Consider the following 16546-nt stretch of genomic DNA (forward strand, 5'->3'; position numbering starts at 1 on the left):
AAGTGCAGGTACGGTTAGCCGCCCAAGCGGCGTAACCGTATGCGTGTTTGCAAATTTTATAAAAATGACAACGCCGTCTGAAATTTGTTTTTTTAAAACTTTTTCAGACGGCATGACATGTTCTCATAGGGTTACGTACGGTTACGCCGCTTGAGGCGGCTAACCGTACCTACGATTTTTTTCAGACGGCCTTGTCAATTAAATCTCAAACCTCAAGGCTGGTAATACGTTGCCGAACCCGGACCGACCGGCCAGCCCAATACGAACACCCACACGTAGAACAAAAGCATCCAGCCGACGGCAAAGGCAATCGAGTAGGGCAGCATCAGCGAAACCAAAGTACCCACGCCTGCGTCTTTTTTGTAGCGGATGGCGATGGCCAAGGTCAGGCTGAAGAACGGCATCATCGGTGTGATGATGTTGGTGACCGAATCGCCGATACGGTAGGCCGCCTGAATCATTTCCGGCGCGTAGCCCGCCAGCATCAGCATCGGCACGAAAATGGGTGCGGTTACTGCCCATTGTGCCGAAGACGAGGCAATCATCAGGTTGATCAGGCCGCAGATGATGACGAAGAAGACAAACAGCAGGCCGCCGCTCAAGCCGATTTCTTTTAAGAATTCCGAGCCTTTTACCGCCAGAATCGGCCCCAAGTTGCTCCAGCCGAAGTAGGCGACGAATTGCGACACGAAGAAAATCAGTGTCAGGTAAATCGCCATCGAGCGCATGGAGCTGACCATGCCGTCCACCACGTCGGAACTGGTTTTCAGCGTCCCCGCCACTTTGCCATAAACCAAGCCGGAAAGGGCGAAGAACACGAAAATCAAAGCCACAATACCCGACATCAGCGGCGAATTCATCAATTCGCCCGTTTCCGGATTGCGCAGCGGCGCACCTTCGGGCAGACTGACGGCGGCAATCAGGCCAGCCAGCACCAAAACGGTGGCAAATGCTGCCCATAAACCTTTTTTCTCCTGCGCGTTCAAACGTTCGATGCTCATGCCTTCCGCGCTGCCGTCGCCTTCGGATTTGTCGTATGCGCCCAAACGCGGTTCGATTAATTTATCGGTAATCAGAAAACCGAGGCCGGAAATCAGAAAAGTGCTTGCCGCCATAAAATACCAGTTGGCCTGCGCACCGACCGTATAGTCCGGTGCAATCAGTTGTGCGGAGGCTTGGGTAATGCCGGACAAAACCGGATCCACCGTGCCGATTAATAAATTCGCACTGTAACCGCCCGATACGCCGGAAAACGCGGCGGCGATACCGGCCAAAGGATGGCGGCCGAGCGAGTAGAACACCATCGCGGCCAAGGGGATAATCACCACATAGCCCAACTCCGCCGCGATATTCGACATCACGCCGGCAAATACCACCGCCAAAGTCACCAAGCGTTTCGGCGCATTCAGCACGATGGCGCGCATGGCCGATGAAATCAGGCCGGATTTTTCCGCCACGCCCACGCCGAGCAAGGCCACCAATGCCGTGCCCAAAGGCGCGAAGCCGGTGAAATTGCTGACCAAATGGGTGACGATTCTAGCCAAACCTTCGCCGTTCAGCAGGCTGACCACCCGAATCATGCCGTCTTCCGCACGTCCTTTCGTTCCTTCGGGACGCGGGTCAATCACGCTGACGTCAAAATACGCGCCGACAGCGGACAACAGCAGCAGCGCGATAATCAAAGCCAAAAACAACACTACCGGATTGGGCAGGATGTTGCCCAAACGCTCGACAATGTTGAGAAAACGGTTGATGCCCGTCTAAGGTTTGCTCGCTTGCGTCATAGAAATTCCTCTGATGAAGTAAACAGACTGCCTATTGTATGTGAAATGGTGTAAACCGCTAAATATCAGGAAGTTATTAACGCGTGTCTTTCGGGTATAAGCGAAGGCCGTCTGAAACGCATTTCCCCGAATCTTGATTCGGTAAGTGTTTCAGACGGCCTGTATGTGCCGGGTCAATTCCGCACGACCAATACATCGGCTTTCGCATGTTCGATGATGTAGCCGGCGCAGGAACCGATCATCAAGCGTTCGAACGCGTTTAAGCCTGTGGCACCGGTGACAATCAAATCGACTTTTTCGCGTTGGGGAATATCGAGGGCGAGCAGGGCTTTCGGGTTGCCTTTTTCAACGATGCAGACCACGTCTTTGCAGCCGGATTCGACGCAGCGTTTGGCATAGCCGTTTACCAATTCCTGCGCCTGATCCTGAAACCGGATTTGCGTGCCGTCGTCAAACGCCACCGCGCGGTAGGATTTGATTTCTTCCACGATGTGCACAATGATGAGCCGCGCTCCGTTGCTGCGGGCGATGGCAGCAGCTTTCGCTAATGCCGCTTCCGCTTGGGGCGAACCGTCGATACCGACCAGAATGTGTTTGTATGCGTTCATGTGTCGTCTCCTTGGTAAACGTGAACATACGGGCAACCGCTTGTTTTATCATAATCAGATTCAGACGGCCTCTTATTGATTTAAATCTAAATCGGGACGGTTACGCTGCCAACCTGTGTTTTCAGCCTGATGCCGTCTGAAAAATCATGATGCCTTGCTTATAGAAAACCGCACCTGAGATTCAGGTGCGGCAAGGTGTTGTGAAGATGCGGCAGGCTTATTCCGTGCGCACGACCAATACATCCACTTCGGCATTTTGGACGATATAGGAAGAAGACGAACCGACCAGCATACGCTCCAAAGCATTCAGACCGGTGGCACCCAATACAATCAGATCAATGTTTTCGCGTTGAGGAATGTCCTCCGACAAAAGCTGCTTGGGATTGCCGGTTTCAATCAGGATGGCGACGTCATCCACACCGCTGTCACGGGCATGAAGAGCATAACCTTCCAATAATTTTTGCGCTTCCGTTTCGAGTTTGTCATGAAAATTTTGAGTCAGCAGAGAAGCGTGCTGCATCAGCGACTGGTCGAGAATGTGCGCAATCACCAAGCGCGAATGATTGGATACGGCAATGGCTGCGGCTTTGTGAAAAGCTTTTTCCGCCTGCGGCGAGCCGTCAACGGCGACAAGAATGTTGCGGTATTCGTTTAACATGGTATTGCCTCCTTCGGTGGTTGTCGGACTGTGAAAAGAGTAATGGTGCCGATTTGAGTATATCGCCGGCAGCCGGCTGGATAACAGATTCTTTACACTTATTTTCATGTTGATATTGATTTCAAAGACTTATCATGTAAATAGCGTATCCTGAAGCAGCAAAATGGCCAAAAAAAAAGACAAAAAAAACCATTCATACCAAGGGAGAAGTATGAATGGCCAATACATTGCGGGAAAACGTCTTACTTGCTGCACCGCCCAAAAGGGATAAAAGAGCGGTGTGAATCAGCAGGGCTTATTTTACGGTTTGTAGTATTAAATGCTGTTAAGAAGTGAAATAATTTTAGTAAATTGTGCGGATTGAGCGAAAACTAAACCGGATAAAAGGTCTTATTGGTTTTGCCGAATCCATTTGAGCCATTTTTCAAACAGATTCGGCTCAAGCGCGGCGATGACCGAGCGTTTGAAAATATGTTCGCCGCTCCAAAACGCATCGCCCTCCAAAGTATCCAGACAGCCGCCTGCTTCTTCGAAAATCAGCGCACCGGCGGCATAGTCCCATAATTTCTGCCCGCCGTGAACATACACGTCATAGCGGCCGCAGGCCAGGTAGCACCAGTCGAGCGTGCTGCTGCCCATGCTGCGGATGGTGCCGAACGGGGCGAGCGTATTCATGCGGCTGGAAAGTTTGCCCGAACGCAGGTATTTGATTTCGACACCGGCGATGGATTCGTTCAAGCGTTTTTCCGTCAGGCGCAAGGGCAGGCGCGTGCCGTTTAAAAATGCCCCGCTGCCGCGTTCGGCATAAAAACATTCGCCGCTGACCGGATTGTAAATCACGCCCAGCTGAGTGCGTCCGTTCCGGATATAGGCCACGGAAATGGCAAAGTGCGGGAGGCCGTTGATGAAATTATTGGTACCGTCGATGGGGTCGACCACCCACAGCCCGCTTTCCGAATACGCGTTCCACAAACGGATTTGTTCCTGAACCGCCATTTCTTCGCCCATCATCGGGCTGTCGATAATCAGTGGCAAAGCAGCGGCCAATGCGGCTTGCGCCGCCAAATCCGCTTCGCTGAGCATAGAGCCGTCGTCTTTACGGCTCGACGGCGTGTTGAGAAAGCGCGGCATGACTTCCGTTTGGGCGACATGGCGAACCAGTTTTTGCAATCGGTGTAACAATTTTTGTCCTTAAATATGCGCAGGTCGCTTAAAATACGGTTTGCCGCGTTGGCGGCATTGTCGATCCGTCCGACGCTTGCGTCTGCCTGACATTATATACGTTAACAACCCCGAAAACTATGTCCCGCTTTTATCTTGCCCAACCGCTCCTTACAGGCCAAACCATTGAGTTGCCTGATAATATTGTGCGCCATCTGAATGTTTTGCGTCTCAAAACCGGCGAAGAAATCGTCTTGTTCAACGGCAACGGCCATGCCTATCCTGCCCGACTGCTTGATTTGGAAAAACGCCGCGCCCGCGCCGAAGTGTTGCGCGAAGAGAATGGCAACAATGAATCGCCGCTGAAGATTACCCTGATTCAATCCGTCTCCAGCGGCGAACGCATGGATTTTACCCTGCAAAAAAGCGTCGAACTGGGCGTGAGCGAAATCCAACCCGTCATCAGCGAGCGCACCACCGTACGGCTTCAGGGCGAGCGTGCCGAAAAAAAAGTCGGACGCTGGCAGGAAATCGTCATTTCCGCGTGCGAACAAAGCGGGCGCAATACCGTACCGAAAGTATTGCCGCTGGTGTCTTTTCAGACGGCCTTAAACAACATGCCGTCTGAAAAAACCAAATTATTATTGAGCCTGAACCGCGCACAAAAACTGAACCAAATCCAACCGTCTTCAGACGGCCTGATTTTCATGGTCGGCCCCGAAGGAGGCTGGAGCGCGGCGGAAGAAGAACAGGCCTTTGCCGCCGGTTTCCAATCCGTCACCCTCGGCCCACGCGTGCTGCGCACCGAAACCGCTTCGCTGGCGGCGATTGCGGCGATGCAGACGCTGTGGGGGGATTTTGTTTGAACATTGGTTGTAGGGGCACTTGGTTTTGCTTATAAAGTAAAGTTAATTGTAGGCATGGAATAAAGGCCGTCTGAAAAGGTTCAGACGGCCTTTGTACTATTTAAAAATCCCAAATCATCTCTATATCATAAAGAACATTTTTAAGACGGCATTGAAAGGGAATACAGATGACGCAAAGTTTAAGTTTTAATGACAGAGATGAATTCCAGCGAAGGAAGATTGGTGAAAAGTTGATGAATCTGTTGACTTCGGATATCGACATTTCACCAATGGTGATTGATGGTGGTTGGGGGACGGGAAAAACCGAGTTTTGTCAAAAGCTGATAGCTTTAATCAAAGAAGAAAAGCCAGATTATCAAACCGTGTATCTGGATGCATTCCGTTCCGATCATAGCAGCGAGCCATTACTGGCATTACTTGCACAAATTATTAAAGATTGTACGCCTGAAGATTCAGACGACCAGCTTTCTTCTGAACGGAAAAATTTAATTGGAAAGTTTAAGAAGGGTGGCGCATTTGTTGCTAAAACAGCATTAAAAGCTGTGGTAGGACATATTGCTAGGCAAAGCGCAGATGATTTGGCCGGTGATTTTCAAAAAGCAATGAGTGAAGCCGATGCGGAATCAATGGCCGAGAGTGTTTCTGAAGCAGGTAAAACTTTGGCGGATAAAGTTATTGATACAACAGTCGAAATTTTACTGAAAGAGCAGATTGAAGCAGAAAAAGATTTGGAAGCACTTAGAAAATCTCTAGAAAGTTTTGCGGCAGATAAGCCGATTCTGCTTTTTATCGACGAGCTTGACCGTTGCCGTCCCGATTACGCCGTGGCTATGTTGGAAACGATTAAGCACGTTTTTGATGTGGAGAATGTGAAAGTGGTTTTGGTAACCAACAGTCAGCAGTTACATGCGGCGATTCATCACCGTTACGGTGCGGCTGTGGATGCACAAAAGTATTTGGATAAGTTTTTGAAATATGGTTTTAGTCTTCCTGAAAAAGGTGGGGATTTCAGAAATGAGTTACAGGTATTAGCCGCAGAGAGTCATTTTTGTAATTTGATTTTACAAAGTTCCGCTCTTTCGGGCACAGGACTTAATCAGAGAGGCTTTATTGAGCTTATAGGTTATTTAATTGAGTACCACCAGCTATCTTTGAGGGAGGTTGAAACATTTGTCAGACATTTGGAGATTTACCAGATATATAGTGGTAATAAACTTGGTGATGGATATGATTGGGGTTTTAAGTTATTGTTTATATTAGGAGTGTTTATATACTGCTTTGATTCGAAGTTAGCAAAAAGTATTTATCAGAATAAGACTGATGCTCGGGATTTTGCTGAATTCTTTGGAATATCGAAATTACCAGATTATTCTCTTGAATCATATCAATTTTCTGAAAATTATACGCAAGCAATGGTTGATGTAATAGCAGTAATGTTGATAAGAGACTGTTCTATTAATTCATCATTTATTCTTCAGAGTGAAGAAGATAAGAATTATTGGTATGGAAAAGCCGCTAGATATTTTAGAAATGTTGGATACCCAAGAAAAAGTACTTGAGCCAGTAAAAGAAACAATTCGTTACTTACAATTAGAAATTTAATTTTAAAAGGCCATCTGAAAGTAAAAAATACTTTCAGATGGCCTTTGCTGTTGATTTAATCCATCAGAATAGCTTACTCGCCCAACAGCGCAATATCCGCCACGGCGTTCATCTGCTGCGCCAGTTGGTTCAGCAAATTCAAACGGTTTTGCTTCACGTCTGGCTGGTCGGATATGACCATCACTTTGTCGAAGAACGCGTCCACCTGTGGTTTGACGGAGGCGAGTTTGGTCAGAGCCGTCTGAAAATCGCTGCGGGCGACGGCGGCGGCGATTTTGGGCTGCAAGGCTTGGGCGGCGGCGAACAGGGCTTTTTCTTCGTCCTGCTGCAACAGGCTTTCGTTGACCGCGCCCAATTCCGCGTCGGCTTTTTTCAGCAGGTTCTGCACGCGTTTGTTGGCGGCGGCGAGCGCGGCGGCTTCGGGCAGGGCTTTGAAGGCGGCGACGGCTTTGAGCTTGGCTTCCACGTCGTTCAGACGGCTCGGTTTTTTCGCCAAAACCGCGGCCACGATGTCTTGCGGGTAATCGTTTTGCAGCAAGACGGCCAGGCGCGCCTGCATGAATTCGGCCACTTCAGACGGCGTGTTTTCGTTGAGCTGGCCTTGCGGGAATGCGGCAAAGGCCGTCTGAACGAGTTCGTTCACGTCCAAATCGTTCTGCATCACCATGCGCAGAATGCCGAGGGCGGAGCGGCGCAGGGCGTAGGGGTCTTTGTCGCCGGTGGGAATCAGGCCGATGCCCCAGATGCCGACGAGGGTTTCGAGTTTGTCGGCCAACGCGGCGGCGGTTGCGACCTTGCCTTCGGGCAGCGCGTCGCCGGCGAAACGGGGGCGGTAGTGCTGCTCGATGGCGTTGGCGATTTCTTCGCTTTCGCCGTCCAAACGCGCGTAGTATTTGCCCATCGTGCCTTGCAGTTCGGGGAATTCGCCGACCATTTCGGTCACCAAGTCGGCTTTCGACAGGCGGGTGGCGCGTTCGGCTGCGGCGGTGTCCGCGCCCAAACTTGCGGCGATGTGGCGGCTGATGGCGGCCAGACGCTCGATGCGTTCGGCCTGGCTGCCGAGTTTGTTGTGGTAAACGACTTGCGAGAGTTTCGGCAGACGGCTTTCGAGCGTGGCTTTCTGGTCTTGCTTGTAGAAGAATTCCGCGTCGGAAAGGCGCGCGCGCAAGACGCGCTCGTTGCCGGAAATGATGTGCGACGGGTCGGCGGTTTCGAGGTTGGAAACCAGCAGGAAGCGGTTCATCAGCTTGCCGTTTGCGTCCAGCAGCGGGAAGTATTTCTGGTTTTGCTGCATGGTCAGAATCAGGCATTCCTGCGGCACAGCGAGGAAGTGCTCCTCAAAACCGGCTTCCAATACCACCGGCCATTCCACCAGCGCGGTCACTTCGTCGAGCAGGGCTTCGTCGGCGGCCACGGTGGCGTTCAGACGGCCTGCCTGCTGGTTCAAGGCCGTCTGAATCGCGGCTTTGCGTTCGGCAAACGAAGCGATGACTTTGCCTTCGTTCCTCATCTGTTCGGCGTAAGAATCGGCATTCGCAAGCGTAATCAGGCCGTCTGAAAGGAAGCGGTGGCCGAGGGTGGTGTTGCCGCTTTGCAGACCCAAAACGCCCGCATTCACAATGTCCGCACCGTGCAGAACCGTCAAGCCGTGAACGGGACGCACAAAGGTAAAGGTGCTGCTGCCCCAGCGCATCACTTTCGGAATCGGCAGCTTTTTCACCGCCTGATTGATGATGTCTTCCAATAATTCAGACAGGCCTTTGCCCTGCTGGGTAAACTCGTACGCATACACGTCCTGCTTGCCGTCGCTGATGATTTTCAGATCTTCGATTTTCGCGCCCGCACCGCGTGCGAAGCCTTCCAGAGCCTTGGTCGGCCGGCCGTCTTTCATGCCGCTGGCCACCGCAGGGCCTTTTTTCACAATCTGCTGGTCGGCCTGCACGGGCTTGACGTTTTTCACCTGCACGGCCAAACGGCGCGGCGAGGCGTAGGCGGCAAATTCGGGCGCACCGTCAATCAGTTGCGCTTTTTCCAAGCCTTCGGCAACGGAAGCGGCGAAATGGTTGCCCAAAGTGTTGAGGGCTTTCGGGGGGAGTTCTTCGGTTAGGAGTTCGATAAGGAGGGAAGAGGTCATAATATTAATCTCATTGTAAATTTATTTATTTTTACCGCGTAATTTGCGGATAAAGTCCCGGATTTTATGTGCAAAAGGGCGCAACGTCTTAGAACTTTGCCGAATAGCCCTTTGTTTACTCCTTAATTTTCTAGCGAAATCTCTAAATGGTTTAACTTTTTTATAAAAATAATAAACCATTTCATATAAATCCTCCTGCCCTTCTCTATGTATATTTGCATTACCGCGCGAATTGTGTATATGCCATATCATGTCATTTTTATTTGTTTCCGCTTTATGCAGCAAGATATGTAATAAAGCATAGTTGCTCGGAGATTCTCTGAGTGCCTGCCTTGCCAAGGCATTTCTATATTCCACCTGATATTGCTGATGTCTATCTATCCCTGCAATAACGGAATTTCCGTATGCGTTATTGGCATTAGGTCTGTGATGGTAATAAGCCAATTTTTTGTTTAACGTTTTGATTTCACCAACTTGAAAGAGCCGTAAGTTGTAGTCCCAATCGCCTAAAACCGGTAAAAACTCGTTATAGCCTCCTATCATTTTTGCTGCGCTCATCCTGATTAACAGGCAAATAGGCGGGGCAACATTTCCTTGAATGAGGTTTTCGATATCAATCAAATCTTTCCAATACCCCCATTCGAAAACAGCTAATTCTTTTACCGTATCTTGATGAATTTCTTCATGAATAACCAAACAATTGGTAATCACGCCAACTGCATTTTGATTTTTCTTGAGAAATGCCACTGTTTCCAATAAAAAATCTGGATGCCAAGAATCGTCATCGTCATGAATAACCATAAATTCTTCATTAGCAAGATGGAAGGCACAATTAGAAGCTGCTTCCATCCCCAGTGATTTTTCATTATGGATAACGGTAATTTTATCGCCGAATTGGTCGGCATAAACATCAACCAAATTATCAACTGCGTGCTTGTCTCCTCCATCGTTGACAATGTACAGATGCCAATTGTGATATTTTTGCTCAAGCACGCTGTTTAACGCTCTTGCCAAAAGAACCGGACGGTTTTTTGTTCTCGTAATAATGGCAACAGAACCGTCTGAAAGCGTATCGGCTGTATGCGATACCAAATCGTATTCAAAGGGATATAACTTTTTATTAAACATTTAAATTTTCCCGTTTAACTTAAAATTTACTTACAAGAATTTTTTCATATTTTAAAAACATATTTTTAGCTCTTACGTATAGATGAGGATGAGTAATATCCAAGCGTTGGTTTTTCCAGTAAGTCATCACACCGACCGGCCATCCTCCTCTTTGCAGATACAAATCTACGTCACTCGTAGATTTAGGAAGAATTGCGGGAATTAAAGTATGAAATACTTCATGCGTATGCAATTGCGCATGCGGTATCTGCCCCAAAATACTTATTTCCTCTTTATTTGGAGAGCAAAATACTTGTGCCATTGCCGATTTTGCTGATTCTAAGCCAACCCAGGCACTTTCAACGCCATGATAACTTTCGCCTTTACTCCAAATGCCAATAACATGCAATGCGGCTTCCTGAAACCGTTTTATCGACCGGTCAAATCTGTTTATATATTCATCCCCTTGATCTTCCTTGAAAACAGGTATGTATTTACCGTCTTTCAGTTCAAAATCTATCGTAGTTTCGTGATTTGCAGAATGTAAGTTTTCCAACAGATTAATCGCATTTTCTAAAACGGTTCTCTCATCTTGCCGTAAAAACTTAGGCCAAAATGGTGCTTCCATCCCGCCATTTTTGAAAAGCCTACCGGTTACATGCTCTCTAAACAAACCATAGTAGTAACCGGAAACTTTGTTTTTAATGCCAAAGTATTCCCGAATATTGGTAATAGCCAATTGAATCGTACCAGACCACCCCAAATCCACAATCGCTACTTTCTTGTTTTCACTTAACAAGCCTTCCTGTTTATAATATTCGGCAGTCGGTTTGAAAACTTTTTCAAACGCAGGAAGCATTAAATCAAGCAGGTTTTCCTGAATATAAGATTTTAATTGTTCTATGTTTTTCCAGTCGATTGTATTGTTTAAATTACCAAAATGTTTTTTAAACCCTGCTGCATATATGTCTTCGTCAGACAAATTAAAATCTTTAAATATTTTTCGGTAACTGTCTCCAACTTGGCAAGATTCATGAGTGAGAAAATTTAATGATTCTTTTGATAACCGCCCGTTTTTTACGATCTCAATATAGCAAGAAGAATATCTCAATACCCTTCTTGAAACATATAAATAGCTGGAGGTCGTATTGTTTTTTGCATTTAAATTTCTTAAATCCCAGCATTTTTCAATCACTTGAGCATCTCTCGCACAAAAGAAAATATGTTCGGTTTGGTTGGTTCTGATTTGCTCTTCCAACCAATCGGTAAAACTGTATAAAATCAGCGAGCCTAAAGAACTGCCTAAGTTTTCCCAAATAATATTTTCATTTTCTATTGGAGAAATATTTTTACGCAATCTTTGCGCTTGTGATAATAAAGAAAAAGTTATAAGTGACGGATCTAAGTTCGCACCAGTCCTTCTTTCATTTAGAAATCTTGTGTAGTGAAATGATTGTATTGACTTGGTTTTTGGAATCTCCACATCGGCAATTTGATTATCACCTATATGCAGAATGCTCTTATCCCCTATTTTATTTTTGACTACCTGCCATATTTTCCCGGTATGTTTTGTTTTTCCGTTTTCGGAAGAAACAAACAGGTAATCATATAAATCTAACTTATTGGCTTTTAATATTTGATTAAGATCATCAGGTTTCAAATACATATCTGAAACAAAAATAATCTCTTTGCCTACAGCTTTTAATTTTTGGATTAGTGCCAAATTATCTGAAACTGCAATACAGCTCAACACTTCAGCTTGCTTTTCAGTTTCTTTTGCAAGAACAATCAAATCTTCAGAAAGATTGGGCACTAATATCTTAAGTGCGGCGTAAATCTCATCAATACATATTTCTTCGGCTCCTCTTTCCTGCCAAGCAAAATTTCTCGCCATTTCTTCCGCTTGTAAACGATGCCTGGCGAAGCCTGCGCATTCTTCATATCCATTAAACAGCAATACATTTTCAACATAGGCAAAAACATCTATCGGACATTCAAATAAGCGTGTAACCAATGTATCGAAAATATCAAACGATACAACATCTACATCTTTCGCTTGATTCAATATGAGTTGGATATATTGTTCATCTACAGCCATTCCATGATTTTCAAAACTTTTTCTAACGTCTTGCAATAGGCTGGTTGGATTGCGTTTCATTTTATTTTTCCCTTACCTGAAATTAAAAATTCGGATTATTGAATTACTGATTCGGTATTTTCTGTAAAGCAGCGTAGTAACCGCCTTTCCGTATTAACTCTGCATGTACACCCTGCTCAACAATATGACCTTCATCCATCACAATAATGCGGTCAGCCTGCTCAATCGTGCTCAAGCGGTGGGCAACGATGATGCTGGTGCGGCCGTGCATCAGGTTTTCCAAGGCCTGTTGGACGAGGCGTTCGGATTCGTTATCCAGCGCGCTGGTGGCTTCGTCGAGCAGCAGAATGGGGGCGTCTTTCAGGATGGCGCGGGCGATGGAGACGCGTTGGCGTTGGCCGCCTGAAAGCTGGCCGCCGTTGGCGCCGATGGGCTGGTGCAGGCCGTGCGGGGAATTCTGCACCAAGTCTTTCAGATTGGCGGCTTCGAGCGCGGCCATGACTTCGGCTTCGGTGGCTTCGGGACGGCTGTAGCGCACGTTTTCGAACAGGGTGTCGTCGAACAGGAAAACGTCTTGCGACACCAGCGCGAATTGGGCGCGCAGGTTGGTGAGTTTCAGGTCGGCGATGTTTTCGCCGTCGATAAAGATATTGCCAGCGCTGGGTTCGACGAAGCGCGGCAGCAGGTTGACGACGGTGGTTTTGCCGCTGCCGGAGCGTCCTACCAGGGCGACGCGCTCTCCGGCGCGGATGTCCAGGCTGAAATTGTCCAAGGCTTTTTTGCCGTCGGCCTGATAGCGCACGTCCACGTTTTCGAATTTCAGACGGCCTGATACGTTTTGCAGGGTTTTGCTGCCGTTGTCTGTTTCAGGCTGTTCGTCCAGAAAGCCGCACACGGCATCCGAAGCCAGAAACATGGTCTGCATGGGGATGCTGATGTTGGCCAGGTTTTTGATGGGGCCGAGCATTTGCAGCATGGCGACGATAAAGGCCATGAATTCGCCGATGGTGGTGTAGCCTTTCTGGCTCTGCCACAGGGCGATGAAAATCACCACGGCAAGGGCGAACGAGGCGATGAGTTCGCTGAACGGGGAACGCGCGGCGGTGGCCTGCGTGATTTTTTTGCCCAGCCGCACGATGGTGTGGTTGACTTCGGCGAAACGGCCGGCGGCCTGCTTTTGCCCGCCGAACAGCTTCACTACGCGGTGGCCTTGGTGGATTTCGTTGACCACGTTGTTCAGCGTGCCGATGCTCTGCTGCGCGCTGGAGATGATGCTTTTCAGGCGGTTGCGGTAGTAGCGCGACAGCAGCGACAGCAGCGGGAACATCAGCAGCACCACCAAACTCAGCTGCCAGTTTAGATACAGCAGCACGCACACCAGGCCGATGACAATCAGCGTATCGCGCGTCAGTACGATAAACACGTTGCTGGCGTTGCTGATGGACTGTTCGGCCATCTGCACCATGCTCATCAAAACCGTTCCCGACGGGTTTTTTTGGTGGTAATCAGAAGAAAGAGTGAGCATGTGTTTGAACATGTCGCGGCGGATATGGCTCACGGCCATCACCGACACCCAAGTCATCAGGTAGGTGCTGGCGAAGCGGCAGATGCCCCGTACCAACACGATGGCAACCAGAAACAGCGGCACCGTCCAGACCTTGTTTTCCGTACCCCAAATCATGTGGTTGAACTGGTTTTTCCAGTTTTGCACGGTGGCGACGATACCGCTGGCGGCGTTTAATTCCGGCGGCGCGGCGGGCGCGGCGAAACCTTGGTTGACCAAAGGCGCGATAAAGGCGGCCAGATAGCTTTCGGTGGCGGCCACGCCGACAATGGCAAACAATGCCCAGATGATGCGTGCTTTGTAAGGCTTCACGTAAGTGAGCAGCCGCATGAAATTGTGCGTGTCGGCTTTGGTGAAGAGACCGAAGGTCAGTTTTTCTATCATGGGCTAAGGTTTATGCAGTAGGGTTGGAAATGTTTTCAGACAGGCATTTGCCGGCAGACAGGCCGTCTGAAAAGCAATATGCGGACAAGGGAACGGATTTGCCTTTTACTGCCGAACCGCAGCAGTAGAATGATTCCGCCTTGCAGAACATGTTTTCAGACGGCCTTCTGAATATGGATACAGGCCGTCTGAAAAACTTTATGCCGCTTCCGCTTTGTTCTTAATCAGCGGGAAACCCAGTTTCTCGCGGCTCTCCACGAATTTCTGCGCGACGATGCGGCTCAATGTGCGGATGCGGCCGATGTAGGTGGCGCGTTCGGTAACGGAAATCGCGCCGCGCGCGTCGAGCAGGTTGAACGTGTGGCCGGCTTTCAAAACCAGCTCGTAGGCGGGCAGGGCAAGTTGCGCGTCTTCCTGTTCGAGCAGGCGTTTGGCTTGGGCTTCGTAGTCGTTGAACTGGCGCAGCAGCCATTCGGCGTCGCTGTATTCGAAGTTGTAGGTGGACTGTTCCACTTCGTTTTGATGGTACACGTCGCCGTAGGTGACGGGCGTGCCGTCGGGCGTGCGGCTCCACACCAAATCATATACGTTTTCAACGCCTTGCAGATACATGGCCAAGCGTTCGATGCCGTAGGTGATTTCGCCGAGCACGGGCGAGCAGTCGATGCCGCCGACCTGCTGGAAATAGGTAAACTGGGTCACTTCCATGCCGTTGAGCCATACCTCCCAGCCCAAGCCCCATGCGCCGAGGGTGGGGTTTTCCCAGTCGTCTTCCACAAAGCGGATGTCGTGGACTTTCGGGTCGATGCCCAGTTCGCGCAGGCTGTCGAGATACAGGTCTTGGATGTCGGCCGGGGCGGGTTTGAGGGCGACTTGGAATTGGTAATAGTGCTGCAAACGGTTGGGATTGTCGCCGTAGCGGCCGTCTTTCGGGCGGCGGCTGGGCTGCACATAAGCTGCGTACCACGGCTCGGGGCCGAGTGCGCGCAGGCAGGTGGCGGGATGCGAGGTGCCGGCGCCGACTTCCATGTCGAAAGGTTGGATCAGGGTGCAGCCGCGGTCGGCCCAGAAGGTTTGCAGTTTGAAGATGATTTGTTGGAAGGTCAGCATGGCCGTGTTATTCAGATAATAATAAAGGGCTTTATTCTACTATTTTGATGCGTGTTTGGATAGTTTTGTCGGTGGGGACACGCTGTTTTTTCAGACGGCCTTTGCAAGAAAGTATTTGAAACCAAAAAAGCTTACTTAAGTTGTTAAGTAAGCTTTTTTAGGGCAGACTGCCTATACTTCTGTTTTTTCTAACGCAGGCCGTCTGAAAGATCATATTTCAGACGGCCTGTTATAATTGAAGGTAACTTAACCCTTATTCAAAACCTGCTTGTTCTCACCCTCGCGGCGCAATTCTTTCGGCAATACGAACACAATGCTTTCCTCCGCACCTTCTCCTTCTCTTACCGTATCGTGTCCCCAGGATTGAATGGTTTGCAGCACTTCCTGCACCAACACTTCCGGCGCGGAGGCTCCGGCGGTGACGCCGACTTTGGTTTTCCCCTCAAACCATTCCTGCCGCAAATAACTTGCATTGTCCACCATATAAGCATCCACACCGCGCACCGCCGCCACTTCGCGCAGGCGGTTGCTGTTGGACGAATTGGGCGAACCGACCACAATCACAATATCGCATTCCGTCGCCAAATCCTTGACTGCTTTCTGACGGTTGGTGGTGGCGTAGCAAATGTCTTCCTTATGCGGATTGCGGATGTTCGGAAAACGCACGTTCAGCGCATCGATGATGTCTTTGGTTTCATCGACCGACAAAGTCGTCTGGCTCACATAAGCCAGCTTGTCGGGATCGGCAACTTCCATCGCGGCCACGTCCTCGACCGTTTCTACCAAAAGCATTTTGCCCGGCGGAAGCTGCCCCATCGTGCCTTCCACCTCGACATGCCCCTTGTGGCCGATCATAATAATCTGATAATCCTGCGCATCCAAGCGCGCCACTTCCTTATGCACCTTCGTCACCAGCGGACAAGTTGCGTCAAATACGCGGAAACCGCGCCGTTGCGCCTCTTCCTGCACCGCTTTCGACACCCCGTGCGCCGAATAAATCAGCGTGGCTCCGGGCGGCACTTCCGACAATTCCTCAATAAACACCGCCCCCTTGTCACGCAGATTGTCCACCACGAATTTATTGTGCACGACCTCGTGGCGCACATAAATCGGCGCACCGAATTCCTCCAGCGCGCGTTCCACAATCGCGATGGCACGGTCGACACCGGCGCAAAAGCCGCGTGGATTTGCCAACATAATGGTTTTGTTCGTCATGTGTGTATTCCGAAAAATTCCGTTTCAGACGGCCTTGTATGGTTACAGGCCGTCTGAAAACATAAAGCATTTATCAGGGTTCAATCCGAATAATCAACAGTCAGTCAAATGGTAGGGTGGGCACTCGCTGCCCACGTAATTTTAAATCTGACAGTCTTACGGTTCGGCTGATGAAGGTGGGCACTCGTTGCCCACGCAATTTAATATTCAAGCTTTGGGTTCGGCCGATGGAGGCGGGCAGTAAATGTATATCCT

General features: G+C 49.3%; 12 protein-coding genes. 2 read left to right on the forward strand and 10 right to left on the reverse strand.

The annotated features are described in order from the left end of the window. Positions 1 to 212 precede the first annotated feature (212 nt). The 4 genes from ACM67E_RS01710 to ACM67E_RS01725 all read right to left on the reverse strand — a co-directional run bounded on the left by ACM67E_RS01710 (position 213) and on the right by ACM67E_RS01725 (position 4232). Positions 213 to 1754, reverse strand: coding sequence for an AbgT family transporter (locus ACM67E_RS01710; protein ID WP_416192713.1), 1542 nt, complete (start codon positions 1752 to 1754; stop codon positions 213 to 215). Between the two features lie 203 nt (positions 1755 to 1957). Then, on the reverse strand, positions 1958 to 2392 hold the full coding sequence (locus ACM67E_RS01715; protein ID WP_416191925.1) for a universal stress protein: 435 nt from the start codon (positions 2390 to 2392) through the stop codon (positions 1958 to 1960). A gap of 217 nt (positions 2393 to 2609) precedes the next feature. Continuing rightward, complete coding sequence (locus ACM67E_RS01720; RefSeq protein WP_416191926.1) at positions 2610 to 3050, reverse strand: universal stress protein; 441 nt, start codon at positions 3048 to 3050, stop codon at positions 2610 to 2612. Between the two features lie 390 nt (positions 3051 to 3440). Then, positions 3441 to 4232 carry an inositol monophosphatase family protein gene (locus ACM67E_RS01725; protein ID WP_416191927.1) on the reverse strand — a complete coding sequence of 264 codons (792 nt, stop codon included), beginning with the start codon at positions 4230 to 4232 and terminating at the stop codon, positions 3441 to 3443. A gap of 119 nt (positions 4233 to 4351) precedes the next feature. Between ACM67E_RS01725 and ACM67E_RS01730 the strand changes: the two genes are divergently transcribed. Further along, on the forward strand, positions 4352 to 5077 hold the full coding sequence (locus ACM67E_RS01730; protein WP_416191928.1) for a 16S rRNA (uracil(1498)-N(3))-methyltransferase: 726 nt from the start codon (positions 4352 to 4354) through the stop codon (positions 5075 to 5077). Between the two features lie 167 nt (positions 5078 to 5244). Then, on the forward strand, positions 5245 to 6636 hold the full coding sequence (locus ACM67E_RS01735; RefSeq protein ID WP_416191929.1) for a KAP family P-loop NTPase fold protein: 1392 nt from the start codon (positions 5245 to 5247) through the stop codon (positions 6634 to 6636). A gap of 116 nt (positions 6637 to 6752) precedes the next feature. Here the strand turns inward: ACM67E_RS01735 and glyS are convergent, their stop codons facing one another. The 6 genes from glyS to ispH form a co-directional block, all read right to left on the reverse strand. After that, positions 6753 to 8816, reverse strand: a complete 2064-nt coding sequence (gene glyS / locus ACM67E_RS01740) for a glycine--tRNA ligase subunit beta (RefSeq protein WP_416192714.1) — start codon at positions 8814 to 8816, stop codon at positions 6753 to 6755. 18 nt (positions 8817 to 8834) lie between these two features. Beyond that, complete coding sequence (locus tag ACM67E_RS01745) at positions 8835 to 9941, reverse strand: glycosyltransferase family 2 protein (protein WP_416191930.1); 1107 nt, start codon at positions 9939 to 9941, stop codon at positions 8835 to 8837. 19 nt (positions 9942 to 9960) lie between these two features. Then, positions 9961 to 12078, reverse strand: coding sequence for an HAD family hydrolase (locus ACM67E_RS01750; RefSeq protein ID WP_416191931.1), 2118 nt, complete (start codon positions 12076 to 12078; stop codon positions 9961 to 9963). 43 nt (positions 12079 to 12121) lie between these two features. After that, positions 12122 to 13966 carry a lipid A export permease/ATP-binding protein MsbA gene (msbA, locus tag ACM67E_RS01755; protein ID WP_416191932.1) on the reverse strand — a complete coding sequence of 615 codons (1845 nt, stop codon included), beginning with the start codon at positions 13964 to 13966 and terminating at the stop codon, positions 12122 to 12124. Positions 13967 to 14164: 198 nt separating this feature from the next. Continuing rightward, positions 14165 to 15076 carry a glycine--tRNA ligase subunit alpha gene (glyQ, locus tag ACM67E_RS01760; RefSeq protein ID WP_416191933.1) on the reverse strand — a complete coding sequence of 304 codons (912 nt, stop codon included), beginning with the start codon at positions 15074 to 15076 and terminating at the stop codon, positions 14165 to 14167. A 246-nt stretch (positions 15077 to 15322) separates the two neighbouring features. Further along, the gene (gene ispH, locus ACM67E_RS01765) at positions 15323 to 16291 is read right to left on the reverse strand and encodes a 4-hydroxy-3-methylbut-2-enyl diphosphate reductase (protein ID WP_416191934.1); all 969 of its coding nucleotides are present in this window, start codon (positions 16289 to 16291) and stop codon (positions 15323 to 15325) included. Positions 16292 to 16546: the final 255 nt, after the last annotated feature.

This window comes from Neisseria sp. CCUG12390, assembly GCF_047837985.1.
Taxonomy (GTDB): domain Bacteria; phylum Pseudomonadota; class Gammaproteobacteria; order Burkholderiales; family Neisseriaceae; genus Neisseria.